The organism is Rhodococcus sp. 077-4, from assembly GCF_047782425.1.
GTDB lineage: Bacteria > Actinomycetota > Actinomycetes > Mycobacteriales > Mycobacteriaceae > Rhodococcoides.
The window spans coordinates 708,792-727,435 of record NZ_JAJPWC010000001.1; the positions used below are offsets into that span (position 1 = coordinate 708,792).

Sequence of the window (18,644 nt, forward strand, 5' to 3'; positions counted from 1 at the left end):
GGGGCGAGCACACTCCCACAGTGCTTGCGCCCGTCGTAGCGGTCTTTGCCTTCGCAATCGGCGTCACCGCTGCGTGGGTTCCGTCGTTCTGGTACGACGAGGCCGCTACGGTCTACTCGAGCCGTCGCTCGTTCGCGGAGTTGCTCGATCTCTTGCGGAGCACCGATATCGTTCACGGTGCCTATTACGTCGGAATGCACTTGTGGGGACGAGTATTCGGCTTCTCCGAGTTCTCGATGCGTCTTCCGAGTGCGTTGGCGGTGGGAGTAGCTGCAGCGGGAGTGGTGGTGCTGGCCTCGCGGCTGTCCACCCCGCGAGTCGCACTGCTCTCCGGTGTTGCGTTCGCGCTGCTGCCGAGAGTGTTGTGGGCTGCGGTCGAGGCGCGCAGCTACGCTTCGACGGCCGCCGCCGCAGTGTGGTTGACAATCGTGTTTCTCGTTGCGCTGCACTCCCGTTCGCGTTGGTGGTGGGCGCTCTACGCCGCGATGCTCGCGGTATCGATCGTGCTGTTCGTGTACCTGGCGACGGTCGTCGCCGCGCATCTCCTGATCATGGTGGCGCGCCGTCGGTTTCGCGCGTCATTTCTGCCGTGGGCGGCGGCCGTGGTCACGGCGCTGGTCGTCACAGCCATGTTCCTGAGAGTCGTGCTGAGACAGGCGGCCCAGGTCGGATGGATACCGCCCATCGACGGCAACTTTCCCCGAGTTGTGCTGGAGTACCAGTGGTTCCTCGGTGCGCCTGTTTTCGGGATCCTCGTCGCAGTTGTTCTCGTTGCTGCACTGGTCGTTTCGAGTAAGGACCGAACAGGTGAAGCGGACTGGCGCAATGGGCTCTTGCCGGTCGCGCTCCCGTGGATCGTCGTACCGATGGCCGTGATGGTGATCTACTCGATCGTTCGATCACCGATCTACCTGGACCGGTACTTCACCTTCACTACGCCCGCCGTAGCCCTGTTGCTCGGAGTCGCCCTCGATCGCGTGAGTCGGCCGCGATGGCTTTCGGTGCTGCTCATCGGAGCCTTGGCCTCGGCCGCGCTGCCGGCGTATCTACAGCAGAGGTCGGCGTGGGCGAAGCCCTTGCAGATGGATTTCAGTGCTGCCAACGATTTCGCTTCGGAGAATGTCGCTCCGGGAGACTGCGTTCTTTTCGGGCGTGCAGCCTGGAACCCGTCCTCGCAACGACTGATCGAGGACGTCGATCCGTCCTCGTTCGCCCAAACGCGCAGCATCGGTCTCGCAAAGGACGCAGCAAGTTCGGGCCAGCTATGGGACGAGGAGCGCCCGCTGGCAGAGCTGACGTCCGAACTCGCTGAGTGCCAGGTGATCTGGTATTTCACCGATCGAGACCGTAGCGAGGCCGAGACTGTGCGATTGACCTCGAACGACATCTGGGTGTTGCCGCCCTCGGACTTCGAGACTTCTTCCGACTATTCGGAGCTCCGAAAGGTGGGGTTCCATATCGACGAACGGCACACGGTGCACGTCACCCAGGTCGTGCGATTGGTGCAGTAGCTAGTTCGAGCGAGTCATGGGTGCCGTGCGAATTCGTACGACGACCTGTTCGTTGTCGGCGGTGTAGCCGAGGTAGTCGAACTCGGTACCGGTGCGTGCGACGAATTCCGTCCACGCCCGGTACTCGTGGTTACGCCAGCCGGGGAAGTTGAAGTATTCGTCGAACACGATAACGGTGCCCACCGCGAGTCGCTCGGCCACCAGATCCAGCACGGTGACCGTCGACGAGTACAGGTCTGCGTCCAGGTGCAGGAACGCCAGTTTCTCGTGGTGCCCCTTCAAGAATCCCGGAAGGGAGTCCTCGAACAGTCCGGGGACGATCTGCGCACCGGGCACCTCGGGGATGGTGTCCTGCTCGAAGAGTCCCTTCGGAAATCCGGTGCGCCAGGTTTCGGGCAGGCCCGAGAAGACGTCGAATCCGGCGACGACGGTGATGTCCTTGCGCGATGCCAATTCCTCGGCGATGATCTCGAGCGTCGTGCCGCTGGCGACGCCGAATTCCAGTGCCATGCCGCGGATGGAGACCTCGCCGAGCGCGAATCGCAGTGTCGCGTGCGGACGCAGGAACGTCGGAGCCAGCGGCATCATCTCCTCGGCGAATTCGGCGCTCTGCGCGGCTGCTTCGACGTCGGAGGCGTACGGAATGTCGCGACGCATCCGCATCTCCAGGCCGCGGATGAACGCGTGTAGGTCGTCGATTTCCCGCCGTTGGCGCTCGAGGACGTCGAGCAACTTCGCCTGTTGGTCGTTGGTCTGCTCGGCGAGCTGGGCGGTCTGCTGAGCCAGAACCTCGCCGATCGCTCGTTGAAGCTTCTCCCGTGCCGAGATCTTGATGCGATCGGTGAGCTTCCGAGGTTCCGTCATGCGCACACGGTAGCGGTTTCACGCGGGTCGGCGCACCCCATGGCGGACGGCGCTGTGTAGTTGTTTGCTGGGGCTAGGGCCTGCGAAAGTGTTCCCGACGCCCCAGCCCGCGCAGCCGGAACCACTCGGCCAGTCCCTTCGGGTTGCGGGTGGTGATCAGGAAGAACCAGGTGAACCGAATCCACTCCTGCGGCAACAGCTTTCGCATTCCGGGCTGCGACATCAGGTAGCCCCGATTGCGATACGTGAAGTAGCGCTTGGTCGCGTCCTCCGGGTACTGCGTGTGCATCCGGCCACCGAGGATCGGCTTGAACTCCTCGGCCCCGTTGGGGTGAACGTAGGCGGTGGTGAGGCAGGTACCGAACTTCAGTCCCGAGCGCTGCAGTCGACGGTGCACTTCCACCTCGTCGCCGCGGACGAACAGGCGCAGATCCGGCACGCCCACCGCGTCGATGGTCGACGCCTTGAACAATGCTCCGTTGAACAGTGACGCGATGCCTTCGAGGAGATCGTCGTCCGGGTTCTCCGGGTCGATCAACTCCGACCGCAGTCGACGCCACTCGACGCCGCGGCGCAGCGGAAACGCCAACCGGTCCGGATCGTCGATGTCGCAGACGACGGGGGAGACCTCGTCGAGTCCATGGGTGAGGGCGCAGTCGTACAGGGTCTCGAGCACCTTCGGGCCCTCGGGGCGGCCGTCGTCGTCGGCGAGAAACACCCAATCCGCACCGAGCGAGAGCGCGTACAGAATTCCGAGCGCGAAACCGCCCGCACCGCCCAGATTGTGCTGCGAACCGAGATACGTCGTCGGCAGTGCATTGGACTCGACCAGTTCGCGGACGGCGGGCTCGTCGGCATTGTCGACGACGACCAGATGATCGAGTGGACGTGTCTGCGCACCGATCACCTCCAGCGACAGAGCCAACAACTCACGACGCTTGTGCGTGACGATGACCCCGACGATCTTGTCGGTCACTGCTGGTCTTCCCGCTCGATTTCCTTCAAGATCTGCGCGACGTGATCGCCCGCGTCGTCGCCGTCGTACGCCCGCACCACGTCCTCGATGCCGCCCTGCTGCCGAATCTGGCCGTGATCGATCCACATCGCGGTGTCACACAGCTGAGCCAGGAATTCGTTGGAGTGACTGGCGAACACCAGGATGCCCGAACGTTTCACCAATTCCTGCAGTCGATGACGGGCCTTCTTCATGAACTCCGCGTCGACGGCCCCGATGCCCTCGTCGAGCAGCAGGATCTCGGGGTCGATGCTGGTGACCACGCCCATCGCGACGCGCACGCGCATGCCCGTGGAGTAGGTACGCAGTGGCATGTCCAGGTAGTCGCCGAGTTCGGTGAAGTCGGCGATCTCGTCCATCTTCTCGAGCATCTGCTTGCGGGTCTGGCCGAGGAACAGCCCGCGAATGATGATGTTCTCGTAGCCGGAGATCTCGGGGTCCATACCGACGCCCAGATCGAACACCGGCGCGACGCGGCCGCGGATGATCGCGCTGCCTCGCGTCGGCTCGTAGATGCCCGAGAGCAGGCGCAGCAGCGTCGACTTGCCTGCACCGTTGTGCCCCACCAGTCCGACGCGATCGCCGTCCTTCAGGTTCATCGTGATGTTCTTGAGAGCTTCGACGACGACGACGTCGGAGGAGTTGCGGTCGATGGCGCCGCCGGCCTTACCGAGGAATGCCTTCTTCAGTGACCGCGTCTTGGCGTCGAAGATCGGGAAGTCGACGCACGCGTCATGGGTGCTGATGCTGATGGACAACTGCTGACCCCTAAACCCAGTAGGGCACGCGGGCCCGGTATTTCTTGAGAGCGAAGATGGCCAGCGCCCATCCGACAACGGTGAATCCGAGCACGATGTACCAGTGGTACGCCTGCTGGTTCTCGCCGATCAGAGGAGCGCGAATGATGTCGAGGTAGTGGAACAGCGGGTTGATCTCGACGAGCTTGGCGCGGTTCGCGGCCTCACCGCCCATCGACTGCAGGCCCGAGGTGGTCCACACGATCGGCGTCATGAAGAACATCAGCGTAACGAAGCTGCCGAGGATCGGCGCGATATCGCGGTAGCGAGTAGCGATGATCCCGAAGAGGATCGACACCCACACCGCGTTCAGCAGAATCAACACCAGAGCCGGAATCGCGAAGATCGCCGTCCAGTGCAGGCCGCCGGGAGGCCAGAAGATCGCGATGATGATCACGTAGATCAGCATGTTGTGGCCGAGCAGCAGCAGTTGACGCCACACCAGGCGATAGACGTGCACGCTCAGCGCACTCGGTAGCTGCTTGATCAGGCCTTCGTTGGCGACGAAGACGTCGCCGCCTTCGAGGATCGCCGCACTGATCAGTCCCCAGACGATCAGACCGACCGTCACGTGCGGCAGGAAGGTGCGCAGGTCGATGTTGAGCAGCACCGAATACAGCAGACCCATGGCGATGGCCTGGACGCCGGTGGCGATGGTGATCCAGAACGGACCGATCACCGACCGGCGGTACCGCTGCTTGATGTCCTGCCAGCCCAGATGCAGCCAGAGCTCGCGCTGCTCGAAACCGGTCCGCAGATCGCCGAACGCGCGCCGATAAGTCTGTGAGTCCGAAACCGGAGCAGGCATCTGCTCTCCTGCCTCGCTCTCGGGATCCTTCGCTGGTGCCGACACGACGGTCGACACTACCTCTTCACCGGTGCCGACTCCTTACAAGTACTGGCCGGTACCGCTGCCACCCTGGCCGCCGCCACCCGGTGCGTCCATCACGCCGGGAGGCAACGCGCCCTGACGCATCTGTTCGAGTTGCGCCCGGGCGGCCATCTGCTGCGCGAACAGAGCCGTCTGAATGCCGTGGAACAGACCTTCGAGCCAGCCGACGAGCTGAGCTTGCGCGATGCGCAGTTCCGCGTCGGTGGGGACGACATCGTCGCCGAAGGGCAGCACCAGACGCTCGAGCTCGTCGCGCAGTTCCGGCGCGAGGCCCTGCTCGAGTTCGTGGATGGACGACTTGTGAATTTCTTTCAGACGCGTCCGGCTGGCGTCGTCGAGCGGTGCGGCGCGAACTTCTTCGAGGAGCTGCTTGATCATCGTGCCGATGCGCATCACCTTCGCGGGCTGTTCGACCATCTCCGACAGACCTGATCCGTCGCCCGATTCGTCGTTCGCGGAGGATCCCGCGGCGCGGGCCGCAGCGGCGGTGGCCTCCTCGCGGCTGAGGGCGAGTGGTTCTCCGTTGGGGCCGATCACGACGACGTGATCCCCGGGTGCACTGTTCGGCTCGGATTGAGTCATACATCCATCTTTACCCGTCGGCCGACATTGCGCGATCGTCCGGGGCGATTATCCTGGTTCGGTCGTCGGGAACTGTGGAGACAGGGAGGAATCGAGCGTGCGAGTTGGGCAACGGTTCCCTGGGGAAACAGGACGTGGAACACATGCTCGACCGGTCGGCGCTTAGAGTGTCCGGCATGGGTTACGACGTCGCACGAGTGAGAGGTTCCATCCCCTCGCTCGGTGACGGGTGGATTCATCTCGACCCTCAGCAGGGGATGTTGATTCCGGATCGCGTGTCGACCGCCGTGTCCACCGCATTCCGCGGCAGTGCCTCCAACCATTCGGCCGGCAACACCTCGGCCAAACGAAGCGCAGCTCTACTCGAATCTGCCCGCGTCGCCATCGCCGATCTGGTCGGTGGGTACCCGTCCGGGGTCGTGATCGGACCGGACCGTGCGACGCTGCTGTCCTGGCTCGCGGATTCGATGAGCTCGCGGCTCGGGTTGGGTACCGGTCTCGTTCTCTCGCGTCTGGACGAGGAAGCGAACGTCGCGCCGTGGCTGCGGGTCGCCAGCCGGTCCGGTGCTCACGTGCGATGGGCCGAGGTCGAAATCGATACGTGTGAGTTGCCCACGTGGCAGTTCGACGAACTCATCACCTCCACCACGCGGCTCGTCGCGGTCACCGCGGCGTCGCCGATCGTCGGCAGTGCTCCCGACGTTCGGGTAGCGGCGGATCTGGTTCACGGGGTCGGTGGACTCATCGTCGTCGACGCGGCCGGAGCTGCCCCGTACGCCCACGTCGACATCAAGGAGCTCGGGGCCGATGTCGTCGCGATCGACGCGGCCGCGTGGGGTGGGCCGTCGGTCGGTGCGCTGATCTTCCGGGATCCGACGCTGTTGGAACAGTTGCCGTCGATGTCGCTGAACCCGTCGGCCAAGGGACCCGAGCGGCTCGAGGTCAGTGCGCACCAGTACGCGTTGTTGGCCGGTGTGGTGGCGTCCATCGATTACCTGGCCAATCTCGACGACGCGGCAACGGGGACGCGTCGCGAGCGCCTCGAGCTGTCGATCGGATCGTTGCAGCACTACCACGACGGTCTCTTCGACTACCTGATGAAAGCCCTGAACTCGCTGAACCACGTCATGGTGCTCGGGAACGCGCCGACGCGCATTCCCACCCTGAGCTTCACGGTCGAGGGCATGCCTGCGGTGAAGGTCTCCGAGCAGCTCGCGCAGGCCAGAATCGGCAGCGTCAGCGGAGTCCACGGGGGCAGTCGATTGCTCGACGCATTGGGCGTCAACGACGAGGGTGGTGCCGTCACCATCGGTCTGGCTCCGTACACCACCCGCTACGAGATCGATCAGCTGATCACCGCGCTCGCCGCGCTCGCGCTCTAGCGGAGCGGCTTCGCCGCACGTGCACGAGGTGCCTCCGGGTCGTTCCGCAGGCTCCACTCCGGCCTCGTAGCCCACTACGAATTTCCGGGCACGACCGATGACCGGCGCTACTGGACCCGCAGGATGACTTTCCCGATGGTCTCGGCCTCGTCGAGCATTCGATGTCCTTGTGCTGCTTCGGTTATCGGAATTTCGGCGTGCACGACGGCGGTGACGCGGCCCTCGGAGATCATCGGCCACAGGTGTGCGGTCATGTCGGCGACGATGTTCGCTTTGCTCGACGGTCCGGTTTCGGGACGGCCGCGCAACCCGGCTGCGTGTACCGAGCCGCGCTTGGCGAGGAGTTTGCCGAAGTTCAGCTCGCCCTTCACTCCGCCCTGCATGCCGATGGTGACGACGGTGCCGTCCATCGCCAAGGCGTCGATGTTGCGGTCGAGGTACTTCGCACCCATGTTGTCCAGGATCAGGTCAGCTCCGTGATCCTTTGTCTGTGAACGAATCTCGGCGACGAAGTCCTGCTTCTTGTAGTCGATCAGGATGTCAGCTCCCAGGTCTGCGCACATATCCAGCTTGTACTTCGATCCGGCGGTGACGGCGACGGTGACGCCCATCTGCTTGGCCAATTGGATTGCGTGCGTGCCGATTCCACTACCTCCGCCGTGGATGAGCAGCACCTGACCCGAACGCATGTGCGCGTCCATCACCAGGTTGGACCACACGGTGGAGGCAACCTCCGGAAGTGCCGCTGCCACATGCAGATCGAGGCCCTGCGGGATGGGGAACAGTTGAGTCGCGGGCACGGCGACCTGCTCGGCATAGCCGCCGCCGGCCAACAGCGCGCACACCTTGTCGCCGACGTTCCAACCGCTGACACCTTCACCGAGTTCGGAGATGATGCCCGAGCATTCGAGTCCGAGAATGTCGCTGGCACCGGGCGGCGGCGGGTAGAAGCCCTGTCGCTGCATCAGGTCGGCCCGATTGACGGCGGTGGCCGAGACGTCGACGATGACCTGGCCGCGACCGGGACGGGGGTCGGGAACCTCGGTCCATTCCATGACGTCGGGATCGCCGAACTCTTTCAGTGTGATGGCACGCATGTCTCCATAGTGCGCCTCCGGCGCAGTGGTGCGAATAAGTGCCCCAGGCGGCACGTAGGAGTGGAGCCTGCGGAACGACCCGTGGGCCCCGTCGCACCACTGCCGTAGGCACTCACAAGTCCCAGAGATTGATCCCGAAATCGCCCGCGTGACTGTCGATCTGCTCGAGTTCGGCGTCGGAGAAGTCGAGGTTGTTCAGCGCCGCCACGTTGTTCTCGAGCTGCTCGACGCTCGATGCGCCGATCAGTACCGAGGTCACTCGCGAATCTCGCAGGGCCCAGCTCAGGGCAAGTTGCGCGAGGGATTGGCCGCGAGTCGAGGCGATGTCGTTCAGTGCCCGAAGGTGCCCGATGTGGTCCTCGGTGAGCCAGTCCGGGTTCAACGACTTGCCCTGCGCTGCGCGCGAATTCGCCGGGACGCCGTCGAGGTACTTGTCGGTGAGCATGCCCTGCGCCAGGGGAGAGAACGCGATGACACCTGCGCCGATCGCATCGAGGGTACCGAGCAGTTCGGGTTCGATCCAGCGATTGACCATCGAGTAGCTCGGCTGGTGGATCAACAGGGGAACGCCGGCGTCGGCGAGAAGGTCCGCCATTTTCTGCGTCCCCTCCGGCTTGTAAGAACTGATGCCCGCGTACAGAGCTTTGCCCTGCTGCACAGCGCTGATCAAAGCGCCCGCGGTTTCTTCGATGGGGGTGTCGTGATCGGGGCGGTGGCTGTAGAAGATGTCGACGTGGTCGAGGCGCATGCGCGTCAACGATTGATCCAACGAGGACAGCAGATACTTGCGCGAGCCGCCGAAGCCGTAAGGGCCGGGCCACATGTCCCAACCTGCCTTGCTCGAAATGATCAGCTCGTCACGGTATCCGGCGAAATCCTCCGAGAAGATCCGGCCGAAATTCTTTTCCGCACTGCCGTAGGGCGGACCGTAATTGTTGGCCAGGTCGAAATGCGTGATGCCCAGATCGAATGCCCGACGCAGGATCGCGCGCTGGTTCATCAGCGGTACGTCGTCGCCGAAGTTGTGCCACAGCCCCAAGGAAATTGCCGGCAGCACTGGGCCACGTGAGCCCACCCGTCGGAACGACATGGACTCGTAGCGATCGGCTGCGGCAACGTACGGTGGGTCGATGTTGGGATCTGTCATACCTCGACCATAGGGCGCTGCGCCGATTCGGGCCTGGAACCGAGCCAAGCTACTCGTGGGTAGATCTACTGCCTAAGATGGCACGGGTGACGGCCGAATTAGCAATTGGTCCCGGGGGGGACCCGCAGTGGCTCGACACTGCGGAAATGAGAGCATGGCGCGCCTATGTCGACGGCGGGCAACGATTGATGGGGGTACTGAACAAGGATTTGCAGGACGGTCACAATCTGTCGATGGCGGAATATCGCATTCTGGTGATGTTGTCGGAGTCGATCGACGGCTCCATCAGAATGAGCGAGCTGGCCGACGGTGTCCTGTCCTCGAGAAGTCGCCTGACGCATCAGATCAGGCGAATGGAAGTCCAGGACATGGTCACCCGCAGCACCTGCGTCAAGGACGGTAGGGGCGTGCTCGCGGTGATCACCGAGGAAGGCCGTCGCCGATTGGCGGAAGCGGCACCCACCCACGTCCGCAGCGTTCGACAGCACCTTGTCGACATCCTCTCCCCGCAGGAACTCGACGTGTTGGGCGACATCTTCGAGAAGGTCGACGCCGCGATGGACGCATCCGGCTCCACGCCGCGACGATGAGGGCCGATTGGGCTCCGGCCCGCTCGGCCGTTTAAGATCGCACACGGAAGCGTGGCAGAGCGGCCCAATGCACTCGCCTTGAAAGCGAGAGACGTGTAAAAGCGTCCGGGGGTTCAAATCCCTCCGCTTCCGCCACGAGGCCCCCGAGAGATCGGGGGCCTTTTCAGTGGGTGCTCGACGCCCAGCGCTCCAAGCTCAACTCCGTCTCGAAGCGTCGTGTCGTTTTCGAGACGGGGTCCGTGAATTCGATTGCACTGGCGAGTAGTTGGAGTGGCGCTGTGAAATCGTCGACGGCTCGGTCGGTTGCTGTCGGGTAGAGGTCGTCGCCGAGAATCGGCACTCCGAGCGAATTCATGTGCAGTCGCAGTTGATGGGTTCGGCCGGTCGACGGTGTCAGTCGATACCGACCGAGCCCGTTTCGATGCTCAACGAGTTCGACGGTGGTGTGCGCGTTGGGTTCTCCGGCCACCTCACGGGCAGTGAAGTCACCCTTCTGCGTGACGATTCGACTGCGGACGACGGTGGGCAGGGTCAGCGTGGGGTCGTACGAAGCGATGGCCTCGTACTCCTTGCGCACCTTCCGATCCTGGAACAGTGTTTGATACGCGCCGCGCAGGGTCGGTTCGATGACGAACAGGACCAGGCCTGCGGTGACGCGATCGAGTCGGTGCGCGGGCACCAGTTGCGGCAGGTCGAGTTCGCGACGCAATCGTACGAGCGCGGTCTGCAGAATGTGTCCGCCGCGGGGGATGGTCGGCAAGAAGTGTGGCTTGTCGATCACCAGTAGTGCGTCGTCTCGGTACACGATCGAGATATTGAATGGCACAACGGTTTCCGACGGCAGGTCGCGGTGGAACCAGACTGCCTCACCGGGAACGAACGGGGCGTCCGGGGCAATGGGTCCGTCCATGTCGACGATGTCACCGGCAACGAGCATGGCGTCGAGCCGCTCGGGCGCAATCCGTTGTTCGGTCGCGACGAGAAATTCACGGACGGTGCGCCACGTTCCGTCCTCGGGCATCCGGATTCGAGCGGGATCGAGGCCGTGCCGCTTCGCCAGGGGCGGTTGCTGGCGTCGTCTCACCGAACGAGCGTATCCGCCCGCCGAGATCGCACTTGTGCGGACATTTTACGGTCATCCGTCTGCACAAGTGCGAATTCGTTACTCGCAGCCGACGCCGTCGTTGTCGCGGTCGAGGTGAGGCCGCGGAAATCTCCGTAGCGAAACGTGTTTGGAACTCGATGATTCGGCGTATTTACGAACGTATGAGCGAAAACGAGCAGGTCAACCAGAACCCCGAGAAGGATCCCGACGATTGGGTCACCGGCGACGAGCCGATGACCGGACCGCAGAAGAGCTACCTGAGCACACTCGCGCAGGAAGCGGGCGAAGAGGTTCCCGACGGTCTCAACAAGGCACAGGCGTCGGAAATGATCGACAAGCTGCAGGGCGAAACCGGCCGCGGCTGATACTGCCCGCACAAGGTCCACTCGATGTGCCATTGACCCCCGGAAAGTCCACCGAATGTCACATCGAGTGCCCTTGGGTGATTGTGTCAGCGACTGCATCCGACCAGGTAGACCGTTATTTCAGTACATGTAACAAAGGATCACGCAGACTTTTGTACCGGCTCTCTCGCGGCTATTGTGAGCGGACCCACAGCTTCGGCGTGCGCGTGTGTCGGTGGGTACGTTGAGTAACGGATGTTGTTGGTGATGCGCCCCGCAAGGGAGCGCCGGGGGAGGATGGGCAATCAGATGCACCGTCGTGTGTTGGCAGTAGCGGGAACTGCTTTGGCAGTTTCGCTGCTGGGGTCGGGTATCGCCGGGGCGCAGCCGCTTCCCGGTACCGGCAGCGCCGATGGTGGCGGTGTGGCACCTGGTATCACAGCGCAGGCCTTGCCTCTGTCGTCTGCGCGCATCGATCGAGTCGACATGCTCACCGACCGCCGCGCTGCGGTGTGGGTGGAGTCGCCGGCGATGGGTCGCACCATTCAGGTTCAGGTTCTGCTTCCGGCCGCGCAGGCCGTGTCGCGTCCGACGCTCTACATGCTCGACGGTGTGAGTGCGGGCAAGGAGTCCGAGTACAAGGAAAGTACCTGGACTCAGAAGACCGACATCGTCGATTTCTTTGCGAACAAGCAGGTCAACCTCGTACTCCCGGTGGGCGGATCGAGCAGTTACTACACGGACTGGAACGTGCCGGACCCGGTGCTCGGCGTCAACAAGTGGGAGACGTTCCTGACGTCCGAGTTGCCGCCGCTGATCGATGCGCGCTTCTCCGGCAACGGCACCAATGCGATCTCGGGTGTGTCGATGGGTGCCCAGGCGGCGATGGATCTGATCACGCGTCACCCCGATCTCTACACCGGTGTTGCCGGTCTGAGTGGTTGCTATGACAACTCGCAGACCAACTTCAAGGATGCGGTGCGCGCGACCGTCGCGACCAACGGCGGCAACGCCACGAACATGTGGGGCGAGAACTCCGACCCCAAGTGGGTCGAGCACGACCCGTCACGTAACGCAGAGGCCCTGCGCGGGAAGGATGTCTACCTCTCCGTCGGCACCGGCCTGCCCGGTCCGCACGAACTCGGTCCTGGCGGCGGCGGAATTCAGGAAGCCGCGATGGGTGGCCCGCTCGAGGCCGCTGCGCTGTACTGCACCACCGTGTTCGATACTCGACTGCGTTCGCTCGACATCCCCGCGACAGTCGTCTACCGCCCGTACGGAATCCATCAGTGGCCGTACTGGCAGGACGATCTGCGCGAATCCTGGCCGACGCTCGAGCGCGCGCTAGGTCTGTAGAGCGAACTTCAGAAACGCGTCGTTCTCGTGCGGGTCACCGATGGTGACCCGCACGCCGTCGTTTCCGTAGGCACGCAGCAGCACGCCCTCTTCGGCTGCGGCTGCAGCGAATTCACCCGAACGTTCGGCCAGCGGCAGCCACACGAAATTGGACTGCGACGTGCCGACGTCGTAGCCGCCCGCGACGAGAGCGTCGCGTACCCGCTCGCGTTCTGCGATCAGAGCTTCGGTGCGGGCCAGCAGTTCGATCGATGCCTCCAGTGACGACACCGCGGCCTGTTGCGCAATCGTGCTGACGGCAAATGCAATTCGCACCTTCGACAATGCCGTGATCACTTCGGGATCGGCCACCGCGTAGCCCACTCGCAAGCCTGCGAGACCGTACGCCTTCGAGAACGTCCGCAGCACGATCACATTGCGTCGTCCGCGTGCGAGCTCCACTCCGTCGGTGTGGTTGCCTGCGGCGTCGGGGCGGGTGTACTCGAAGTACGCCTCGTCGAGGACAACGAGAATGTTCGACGGCACCGCGTCGAGGAAGGCCTCGAGCTTGTCACGCTGGACGACGGTTCCGCTGGGGTTGTTCGGATTGCAGACGAAGATCAGGCGGGTGCGGTCGGTGATCGCGGCGAGCATCGCGTCGAGATCGTGCACGTGCTCGGCCGTCAGAGGAACCTGTATCGGTGTCGCGCCTGCTACGCGAGTGATGATGGGGTACGCCTCGAAGGAGCGCCAGGCGAACAGCACTTCGTCGCCGGGACCGCACGCGATCTGCACCACCTCCTGGCACAGAGCCACCGAACCGTTGCCTGCCGCTACGTTCTCCGTGGCCACCCCGAGCTTCTTCGCGAGTGACTCCACGAGCGCGGTCGCCCGAATATCGGGGTAGCGGTTGACACCGGCAGCGGCCTGGGCAATCGCCTCGCGAACGCTGGGTAGCGGCCCCTGCGTCGTTTCGTTGCTCGCCAGCTTGATCGCGCCCGGGAAGGTGCGGCCGGGAACGTAGGCGGGGATGGCGTCGAGGTCGGGACGGATGTGCGCGGTCACGGCTGCCATTATGCGCTCGAGTTCGGGGTTGACTTCTACGCGTCCGTGATATTGCTGTGCACGACCGGACCGATCGTCCTATCTTCGGTAAGTATGTCGGGAATCTTCAGCGACGCCGCAGTCCTTCGTTCCGCCTCAGCGCCCACAGTCGGCGCGGACGACGAGGTGGATACGTCCGCCCACGAGTCTCCACCGCAGGAGAAGGTGCCGTTGACGGCCGTCGAACCCGATGGTCCACCTCGCGGCGGAATCGTCGTTCTGCACGAGGCGCGAGAGGTTCCCGAGTCTCTGCTCGACCTGCTGCGCGCACTCGCGCTGGAAGGGTGGCTCGCCGTCGCTCCGAACTTGTTCCACCGAGGGCACGGCGACGACAAGGAGGTGTTCGGAGACGACCTCTTCGCGGACTTCGACGCCACCTCCGACTGGCTCGTGGGGCGCGGTGTCTACCCCGATTGTGTCGGGGTCATCGGATTCGACGACGCAGGTACCGCAGCGTTCATCGTGGCCACCAGTCGTCCGGTCGGGGCGGCGGTCAGTGTTGCTGCAGCGGGCATCGTCGAACCGCTCAACTCCGACGCGGTGGCGTTGGTCGAGGCCGCACCCAAGCTGCAGGCCCCCTGGCTCGGTCTCTACGGCGAGGACGACCCTCACACCCCACCCGATCACATCGAAGCCCTTCGCGACGCCGCCACGCGTGCCTCAGTGGCCACGAACGTCGTCAGCTATTCGGGGCTGAAGCACCGAGCCGACCATCCTCGCGAACAACCCGGCAGTTCCGATCACAGCGAGCCCGCAGCGGCCGCGCTCGTCGACGCACAGACCCGAATCTTCGATTGGTTCGACAGCTTCATGCGCTGAAGAGCAACAAGCATCTTTTACGCGAACGCCGCGCGAACCAGAGGCGTCGACCAGCCGTTTTGCCTTCTGGCCTTTGCCGTGTGTAATCTCTTTCCTCGGCGGTCCGAGAGGGCCGGCAGCCTAGGAGGCGTGCCAGAGCGGCCGAATGGGAGTCACTGCTAATGACTTGTCCTTTCACCGGGACCGGAGGTTCAAATCCTCTCGCCTCCGCCACGAACGGTAGAGTTTTACCGTTCTGCTAGACCAGTTGGATAACTGAACATGCGCCCGTAGCTCAACGGATAGAGCACTTGACTACGGATCAAGAGGTTAGGGGTTCGAATCCCTTCGGGCGCACAGAAGAATTGCCCCGAACCGCAGCGATGCGGTTCGGGGCAATCTCCTTTGTCGGATCTGCCTCCAACTCAACACGTACGATCTGTTCCGCATCGACACTGTTGAGCGATTCGGACGCGTGCGGGTGTTGGTGACCGATCGTGGGTACCTTCCTCACGGGATTGCACTTGTTCGCAATATCGGAGCTGAATGTCCGAAGGCGCTCGCACGACCTACGCCGCCGCATGGAGGCGCTTCACCAACTGGTGCGAGACGAACGGTCCCGTGACGCCTCAGTCGCGTCCGATCGCCATGGCCGCGTACCTCATCGACGCCGTCGACAACCCGCACCGAAACAGGGGAGCGGGCCTACGCCGTCGCCACTCTCTCAACTCGGATCGCCGCAATCATCCACCAGCACCGCACTACCGGCCAGTTGTCCCCATTCGCACACGGACTGGTCACCGCAACCTGGTCCGGGATCAGACAGGCGACACGACGCGGCGGGCCCCAGACCAACCCGTTGCGCCGCACCAGCTGAGGAGGAGGCGATGACCTATTGCCGAGATCGGAACGGGCCCCGTCGCGGTTGTCGGGTTGCAGAAAAACGGGCTGTTGGTGAGAGCCGTTCGGGGCAGCCTGAGTTGCGTCCGCCGTCGTCGCAAGCTGTGTATGCCGATGGTTCGATTGTAGGTGCGCGCGTGTCAGCATCTCTCTATAACAATCGCGCTCCAGGTGAACCCGGCCCCTGCACTCAGCAGAACGTACAGTCCGCTGGAATCGTCGATGGTCCGGTCGGCGATCGCGTCGGCGAGGTTGCCGATGACGTCCCCGGCCCCGAGGTGTCCGGTGACCGCACCGTATTCGACTACCGGCGCGCGGAACCAGTGCTGAAGTAGCGGGCGGTACGTCGATTCGAGAATGTCGGCGTTCAGTCGAGGCGTGAACACTGCACGAATTCGCGAATCGACACCGTCGATTCCGACCTCGTCGAGCACGCTCCGCACCACAGTGTCGATGGCGCGACGTTCTCGGTCTGCGTACACGCCAGGCTCGGCTGTACGCAGATGGCGCTTCTTCGCATCGCGCACATCGACTGTGCTGCGGTACCACCGAGAAGCCGGCGCGAAGGGGTCCACACCGCGGTTCATCACCTCCAGCTCCGGTGCGGCATCGGTTGCCGTTGCCCGAATACGCAGTCCACCAATCATTTCAGGGCTACCGCGGCCGAGTAGTACTGCGGTGCCTCCATCTCCGTAGACGCACCCGTAATCGCTGGACTGCCGATCGAAACCGGGTGACTTGAACGAGTCTCCGGTGGTGATGAGGCAGAGCCCATCTCTACTGCCCCTGCGAGGTCCCGCCAGCCGATCCTGCGCAATTTCGATTGCGGCAGCCGCGCCGTTACACATCTGATTGATGCCGATCGGTGTCGCCGCCAGCGCCCCGACGCGATGAGCGACGTAGTGCGCCGGTGACCAGAAGTCATGACCTTGATAGTGACTCCAGGCGTGCAGCACCAGTGAGATGTCGTCGGGGTCGACCCCTGCTGATTCGATGACGGCGATTGCGGCGTCGACGGCCAGTTCTGGTCCGGATGCCGTTGTGACAGAGGCTGTCCGGCCTGGCTCGGTCACGACTCGTCCTTCCGGTATCGAGCTGGATGCCCCCAGAATTGTCGGATAGTGCTGCGAAGAAACAGTTTTCGTCGACTCATTGGTCACGACCATCGCAAACCCCCGTTTACCTCGAGTACGTGACCGTTGATGTAGTTGCCTCGATGTGAGGCGAGGAATCTGACGCTGTCACCGATTTCGTGTCCTGCTCCCTTTCTGTTCGAAAGCAAGCGTGGGCCGACCTCGTCCCAGGCGATGTCGTTCGAAGTCAAGCGCTGTCCCATCCCGGTATCGATGAATCCCGGTGCCACCGCATTGACGGTGATCCCGCGCTCCGCGGTCTCTTCTGCGCATACTTTCGTCATCATGTCGAGCGCAGCCTTGGAGACGCAGTACGCACTTGCGCCCACCGAGGGCCGGGTGGACAGAGCAGAGGAGACGATAATGATGCGTCCGGTGCCGTTCGGCAGATGCGGTAGGGCCGATTGAATGCAGTTGAATGTTCCGGTCACATTGGTGTCGATTACAGCTCGCCAATCGTCCGGATCTATTGTCTCGATGAGTCCGTCATTGGTGATGCCGGCATTGGCTACCACGATGTCCACCCGGTCGAACTCGGCGACGACTCCAGCGAATAGATCGTCGATCGAGTGCCGGTCGAGGATGTCGACCGGCGCGTAGCGAGCCCGAGCCGGGCTCAGTTGTGCGATAGACGTGAAGTTGTGCTCGCGGCGTGCGGCGCACGTGACATGTGCTCCGGCGATCAGTAACGACTCGGCGATGCTTGCTCCCAAACCGCTGGTTCCCCCGGTGACCACTGCCACCTTGTCGCGCAGGTCCATGTCTATTCCTGTCTGCTCGGTCTCGGAGATCAGATGATGCCGACCATCGGCGCGTTCTCCTGCACCCGATCCCAGGCTGCGGAATCCCGGTCTCCGGCCCGGAGCACGTTGGCCAGGCGTTCACGCATGATGATGTTGGTCCCATCCGAGTGCAGCCAGATGGAGGCGTCGCGCAGAAGCTTCTCGATTCCGTTCTCGCGCATCACGCCCGCACCGCCCCACAACTCCATCGCCTTGCGTGCGGATTCGAAGACTCGCTCGGATGCAACGAGCTTGGGCGTGATGGCGAGGATGGGGTCGAATGTCTCGGGAGATCGTGCCTGCCACGCCGCTCGCCAGATGTAGTTGCGGGTGAGGTCGACGTTGACATACATGTCGGCGAGGTATGACCCGACAGCTTGATGTTCGACAATTGGCTTGCCGCCCTGTACTCGGTGTCGACACCAATCGAGCGTGCGGTCGAAACATTCACGGGCAATGCCGAGTGCACACGCGGCCGCGTACGAATTGCTGGCGCGCAGAAGCCGTCCGACGCTCTGCAGGGCAAGACCTGGCTCGCCCAGCGTTGCCCCGTCGGGGACGAACACACCCTCGTAGAAGATCTCGGAGTTGTTCGCGATTCTCTCCCCGCTCTTGTCGTGCACTTTCCCGATCCGCAGTCCCGGTGAGTCTGTTGGGACGACGAATGCTGTCACCGACTCCGTGATGGGCCCTTCGCGATCGGTTCGCGCGAAACACAGAATGGTGTCCGATCGGTTCGCATTGGAGATGTAGTGCTTGAACCCGTTGATGACGTGTCCGCCGTCTACCTTCTGCGCGAAGGTCTGCATCCCCGCGCCCGGAGCTCGGTACGGCAGCAGATTGTCCGATGCAGCGTTGGGCTCGGTGAACGATGCCGCGAACAGGCCTCTAGGGTTGGCAGCGTTACGAGCCAGGTAGCGCGCGTGCTGGTCCGTTGTGCCCAGTTCGTGCAACATCTGTCCGAACTTCCAGTGTTGCGCCAGCACGACCGCGCTGCCCAAGTCTGCCGCGGCAATCTCCTCGAGAATGACCGTGTTGGTGACATAGTCGGTGGACGAGCCGCCGAACTCCGGTGGTAGGGGAGCCTGTCGAAGGCCACGGGCATCGGCTTCTTCGATGATGGCCCACGACCATGCGGCCTCCGGGTCGGGTTGTGCATCGAGTTCCGCCGCAACGGGTCTGATGACCTCGGTCGCGAAATCTCTTGCTACGTCACGCCAATGAATCATCTCGGGGGTGGGTGTGAAATCCATCATTTTCGACTTT

18 protein-coding genes, 3 tRNA genes and 1 pseudogene are annotated in these 18,644 nt (G+C 63.3%); 9 read left to right on the plus strand and 13 right to left on the minus strand.

From position 1 onward, the window contains the following. Nucleotides 1-20: 20 nt before the first annotated feature. Nucleotides 21-1,511 carry a glycosyltransferase family 39 protein gene (locus ACNEOT_RS03485; RefSeq protein WP_415972156.1) on the plus strand — a complete coding sequence of 497 codons (1,491 nt, stop codon included), beginning with the start codon at nt 21-23 and terminating at the stop codon, nt 1,509-1,511. Here ACNEOT_RS03485 and ACNEOT_RS03490 read toward each other — a convergent pair whose 3' ends face one another. The 5 genes from ACNEOT_RS03490 to ACNEOT_RS03510 form a co-directional block, all read right to left on the minus strand. Next, nucleotides 1,512-2,375 carry a TylF/MycF/NovP-related O-methyltransferase gene (locus ACNEOT_RS03490; protein WP_415972157.1) on the minus strand — a complete coding sequence of 288 codons (864 nt, stop codon included), beginning with the start codon at nt 2,373-2,375 and terminating at the stop codon, nt 1,512-1,514. 73 nt (nt 2,376-2,448) lie between these two features. Then, nucleotides 2,449-3,351, minus strand: a complete 903-nt coding sequence (locus ACNEOT_RS03495; protein WP_415972159.1) for a glycosyltransferase — start codon at nt 3,349-3,351, stop codon at nt 2,449-2,451. Continuing rightward, nucleotides 3,348-4,148 (minus strand): ABC transporter ATP-binding protein, encoded by an 801-nt coding sequence (locus ACNEOT_RS03500; RefSeq protein WP_415972161.1) that lies wholly within the window; start codon nt 4,146-4,148, stop codon nt 3,348-3,350. Before ACNEOT_RS03500 ends, ACNEOT_RS03495 begins: the two co-directional genes overlap by 4 nt. Nucleotides 4,149-4,158: 10 nt before the next feature. Continuing rightward, nucleotides 4,159-5,040 carry an ABC transporter permease gene (locus ACNEOT_RS03505; protein ID WP_415972163.1) on the minus strand — a complete coding sequence of 294 codons (882 nt, stop codon included), beginning with the start codon at nt 5,038-5,040 and terminating at the stop codon, nt 4,159-4,161. A 36-nt stretch (nt 5,041-5,076) separates the two neighbouring features. Continuing rightward, the gene (locus ACNEOT_RS03510) at nt 5,077-5,661 is read right to left on the minus strand and encodes a bacterial proteasome activator family protein (protein ID WP_415972165.1); all 585 of its coding nucleotides are present in this window, start codon (nt 5,659-5,661) and stop codon (nt 5,077-5,079) included. 176 nt (nt 5,662-5,837) lie between these two features. Here ACNEOT_RS03510 and ACNEOT_RS03515 point away from each other — a divergent pair, with 176 nt between their 5' ends. Then, complete coding sequence (locus ACNEOT_RS03515) at nt 5,838-7,043, plus strand: cysteine desulfurase-like protein (protein ID WP_415972166.1); 1,206 nt, start codon at nt 5,838-5,840, stop codon at nt 7,041-7,043. Between the two features lie 107 nt (nt 7,044-7,150). Here the strand turns inward: ACNEOT_RS03515 and ACNEOT_RS03520 are convergent, their stop codons facing one another. Further along, nucleotides 7,151-8,140 (minus strand): NAD(P)H-quinone oxidoreductase, encoded by a 990-nt coding sequence (locus tag ACNEOT_RS03520; RefSeq protein ID WP_415972168.1) that lies wholly within the window; start codon nt 8,138-8,140, stop codon nt 7,151-7,153. A gap of 112 nt (nt 8,141-8,252) precedes the next feature. Continuing rightward, nucleotides 8,253-9,287 carry an L-glyceraldehyde 3-phosphate reductase gene (gene mgrA / locus ACNEOT_RS03525; RefSeq protein WP_415972170.1) on the minus strand — a complete coding sequence of 345 codons (1,035 nt, stop codon included), beginning with the start codon at nt 9,285-9,287 and terminating at the stop codon, nt 8,253-8,255. 77 nt (nt 9,288-9,364) lie between these two features. On the opposite strand from mgrA, the gene ACNEOT_RS03530 reads away from it, so the two are divergent. Continuing rightward, entirely contained in the window at nt 9,365-9,877 is a 513-nt protein-coding gene (locus ACNEOT_RS03530) for a MarR family winged helix-turn-helix transcriptional regulator (RefSeq protein WP_415972172.1), read from the plus strand. Between the two features lie 45 nt (nt 9,878-9,922). Next, nucleotides 9,923-10,012: transfer RNA gene (locus ACNEOT_RS03535), tRNA-Ser, on the plus strand. 28 nt (nt 10,013-10,040) lie between these two features. On the opposite strand, the gene ACNEOT_RS03540 is transcribed toward ACNEOT_RS03535, so the two are convergent. Together ACNEOT_RS03540 and ACNEOT_RS03545 are read right to left on the minus strand one after the other, a co-directional pair. Then, the gene (locus ACNEOT_RS03540) at nt 10,041-10,961 is read right to left on the minus strand and encodes a pseudouridine synthase (protein WP_415972173.1); all 921 of its coding nucleotides are present in this window, start codon (nt 10,959-10,961) and stop codon (nt 10,041-10,043) included. 78 nt (nt 10,962-11,039) lie between these two features. After that, nucleotides 11,040-11,090 (minus strand): annotated as a pseudogene (locus tag ACNEOT_RS03545) (excalibur calcium-binding domain-containing protein); the annotation flags it as partial. Nucleotides 11,091-11,143: 53 nt separating this feature from the next. Here ACNEOT_RS03545 and ACNEOT_RS03550 point away from each other — a divergent pair. Next, complete coding sequence (locus tag ACNEOT_RS03550; protein WP_032368910.1) at nt 11,144-11,347, plus strand: DUF3072 domain-containing protein; 204 nt, start codon at nt 11,144-11,146, stop codon at nt 11,345-11,347. Nucleotides 11,348-11,635: 288 nt separating this feature from the next. Next, nucleotides 11,636-12,682, plus strand: coding sequence for an alpha/beta hydrolase (locus ACNEOT_RS03555; protein WP_415972175.1), 1,047 nt, complete (start codon nt 11,636-11,638; stop codon nt 12,680-12,682). On the opposite strand, the gene hisC is transcribed toward ACNEOT_RS03555, so the two are convergent. Then, nucleotides 12,671-13,726, minus strand: a complete 1,056-nt coding sequence (hisC, locus tag ACNEOT_RS03560) for a histidinol-phosphate transaminase (protein ID WP_415972177.1) — start codon at nt 13,724-13,726, stop codon at nt 12,671-12,673. The genes ACNEOT_RS03555 and hisC overlap by 12 nt on opposite strands. 93 nt (nt 13,727-13,819) lie before the next feature. Here hisC and ACNEOT_RS03565 point away from each other — a divergent pair, with 93 nt between their 5' ends. From ACNEOT_RS03565 to ACNEOT_RS03575, 3 genes are all read left to right on the plus strand, one after another. Further along, complete coding sequence (locus ACNEOT_RS03565; RefSeq protein ID WP_415972178.1) at nt 13,820-14,584, plus strand: dienelactone hydrolase family protein; 765 nt, start codon at nt 13,820-13,822, stop codon at nt 14,582-14,584. Nucleotides 14,585-14,707: 123 nt separating this feature from the next. Beyond that, nucleotides 14,708-14,797, plus strand: a tRNA-Ser gene (locus tag ACNEOT_RS03570). Nucleotides 14,798-14,847: 50 nt separating this feature from the next. Further along, nucleotides 14,848-14,920 (plus strand) — tRNA-Arg (locus ACNEOT_RS03575). 683 nt (nt 14,921-15,603) lie between these two features. On the opposite strand, the gene ACNEOT_RS03580 is transcribed toward ACNEOT_RS03575, so the two are convergent. The 3 genes from ACNEOT_RS03580 to ACNEOT_RS03590 form a co-directional block, all read right to left on the minus strand. Then, nucleotides 15,604-16,536, minus strand: coding sequence for a ketoacyl-ACP synthase III family protein (locus tag ACNEOT_RS03580; RefSeq protein WP_415972180.1), 933 nt, complete (start codon nt 16,534-16,536; stop codon nt 15,604-15,606). A gap of 83 nt (nt 16,537-16,619) precedes the next feature. Then, entirely contained in the window at nt 16,620-17,357 is a 738-nt protein-coding gene (locus ACNEOT_RS03585; protein WP_415972182.1) for an SDR family NAD(P)-dependent oxidoreductase, read from the minus strand. Nucleotides 17,358-17,386: 29 nt separating this feature from the next. Further along, a complete protein-coding gene (locus ACNEOT_RS03590; RefSeq protein WP_415972183.1) occupies nt 17,387-18,634 on the minus strand; it encodes an acyl-CoA dehydrogenase family protein in 1,248 nt (415 codons plus the stop codon). Between the last annotated feature and the right edge of the window lie 10 nt (nt 18,635-18,644).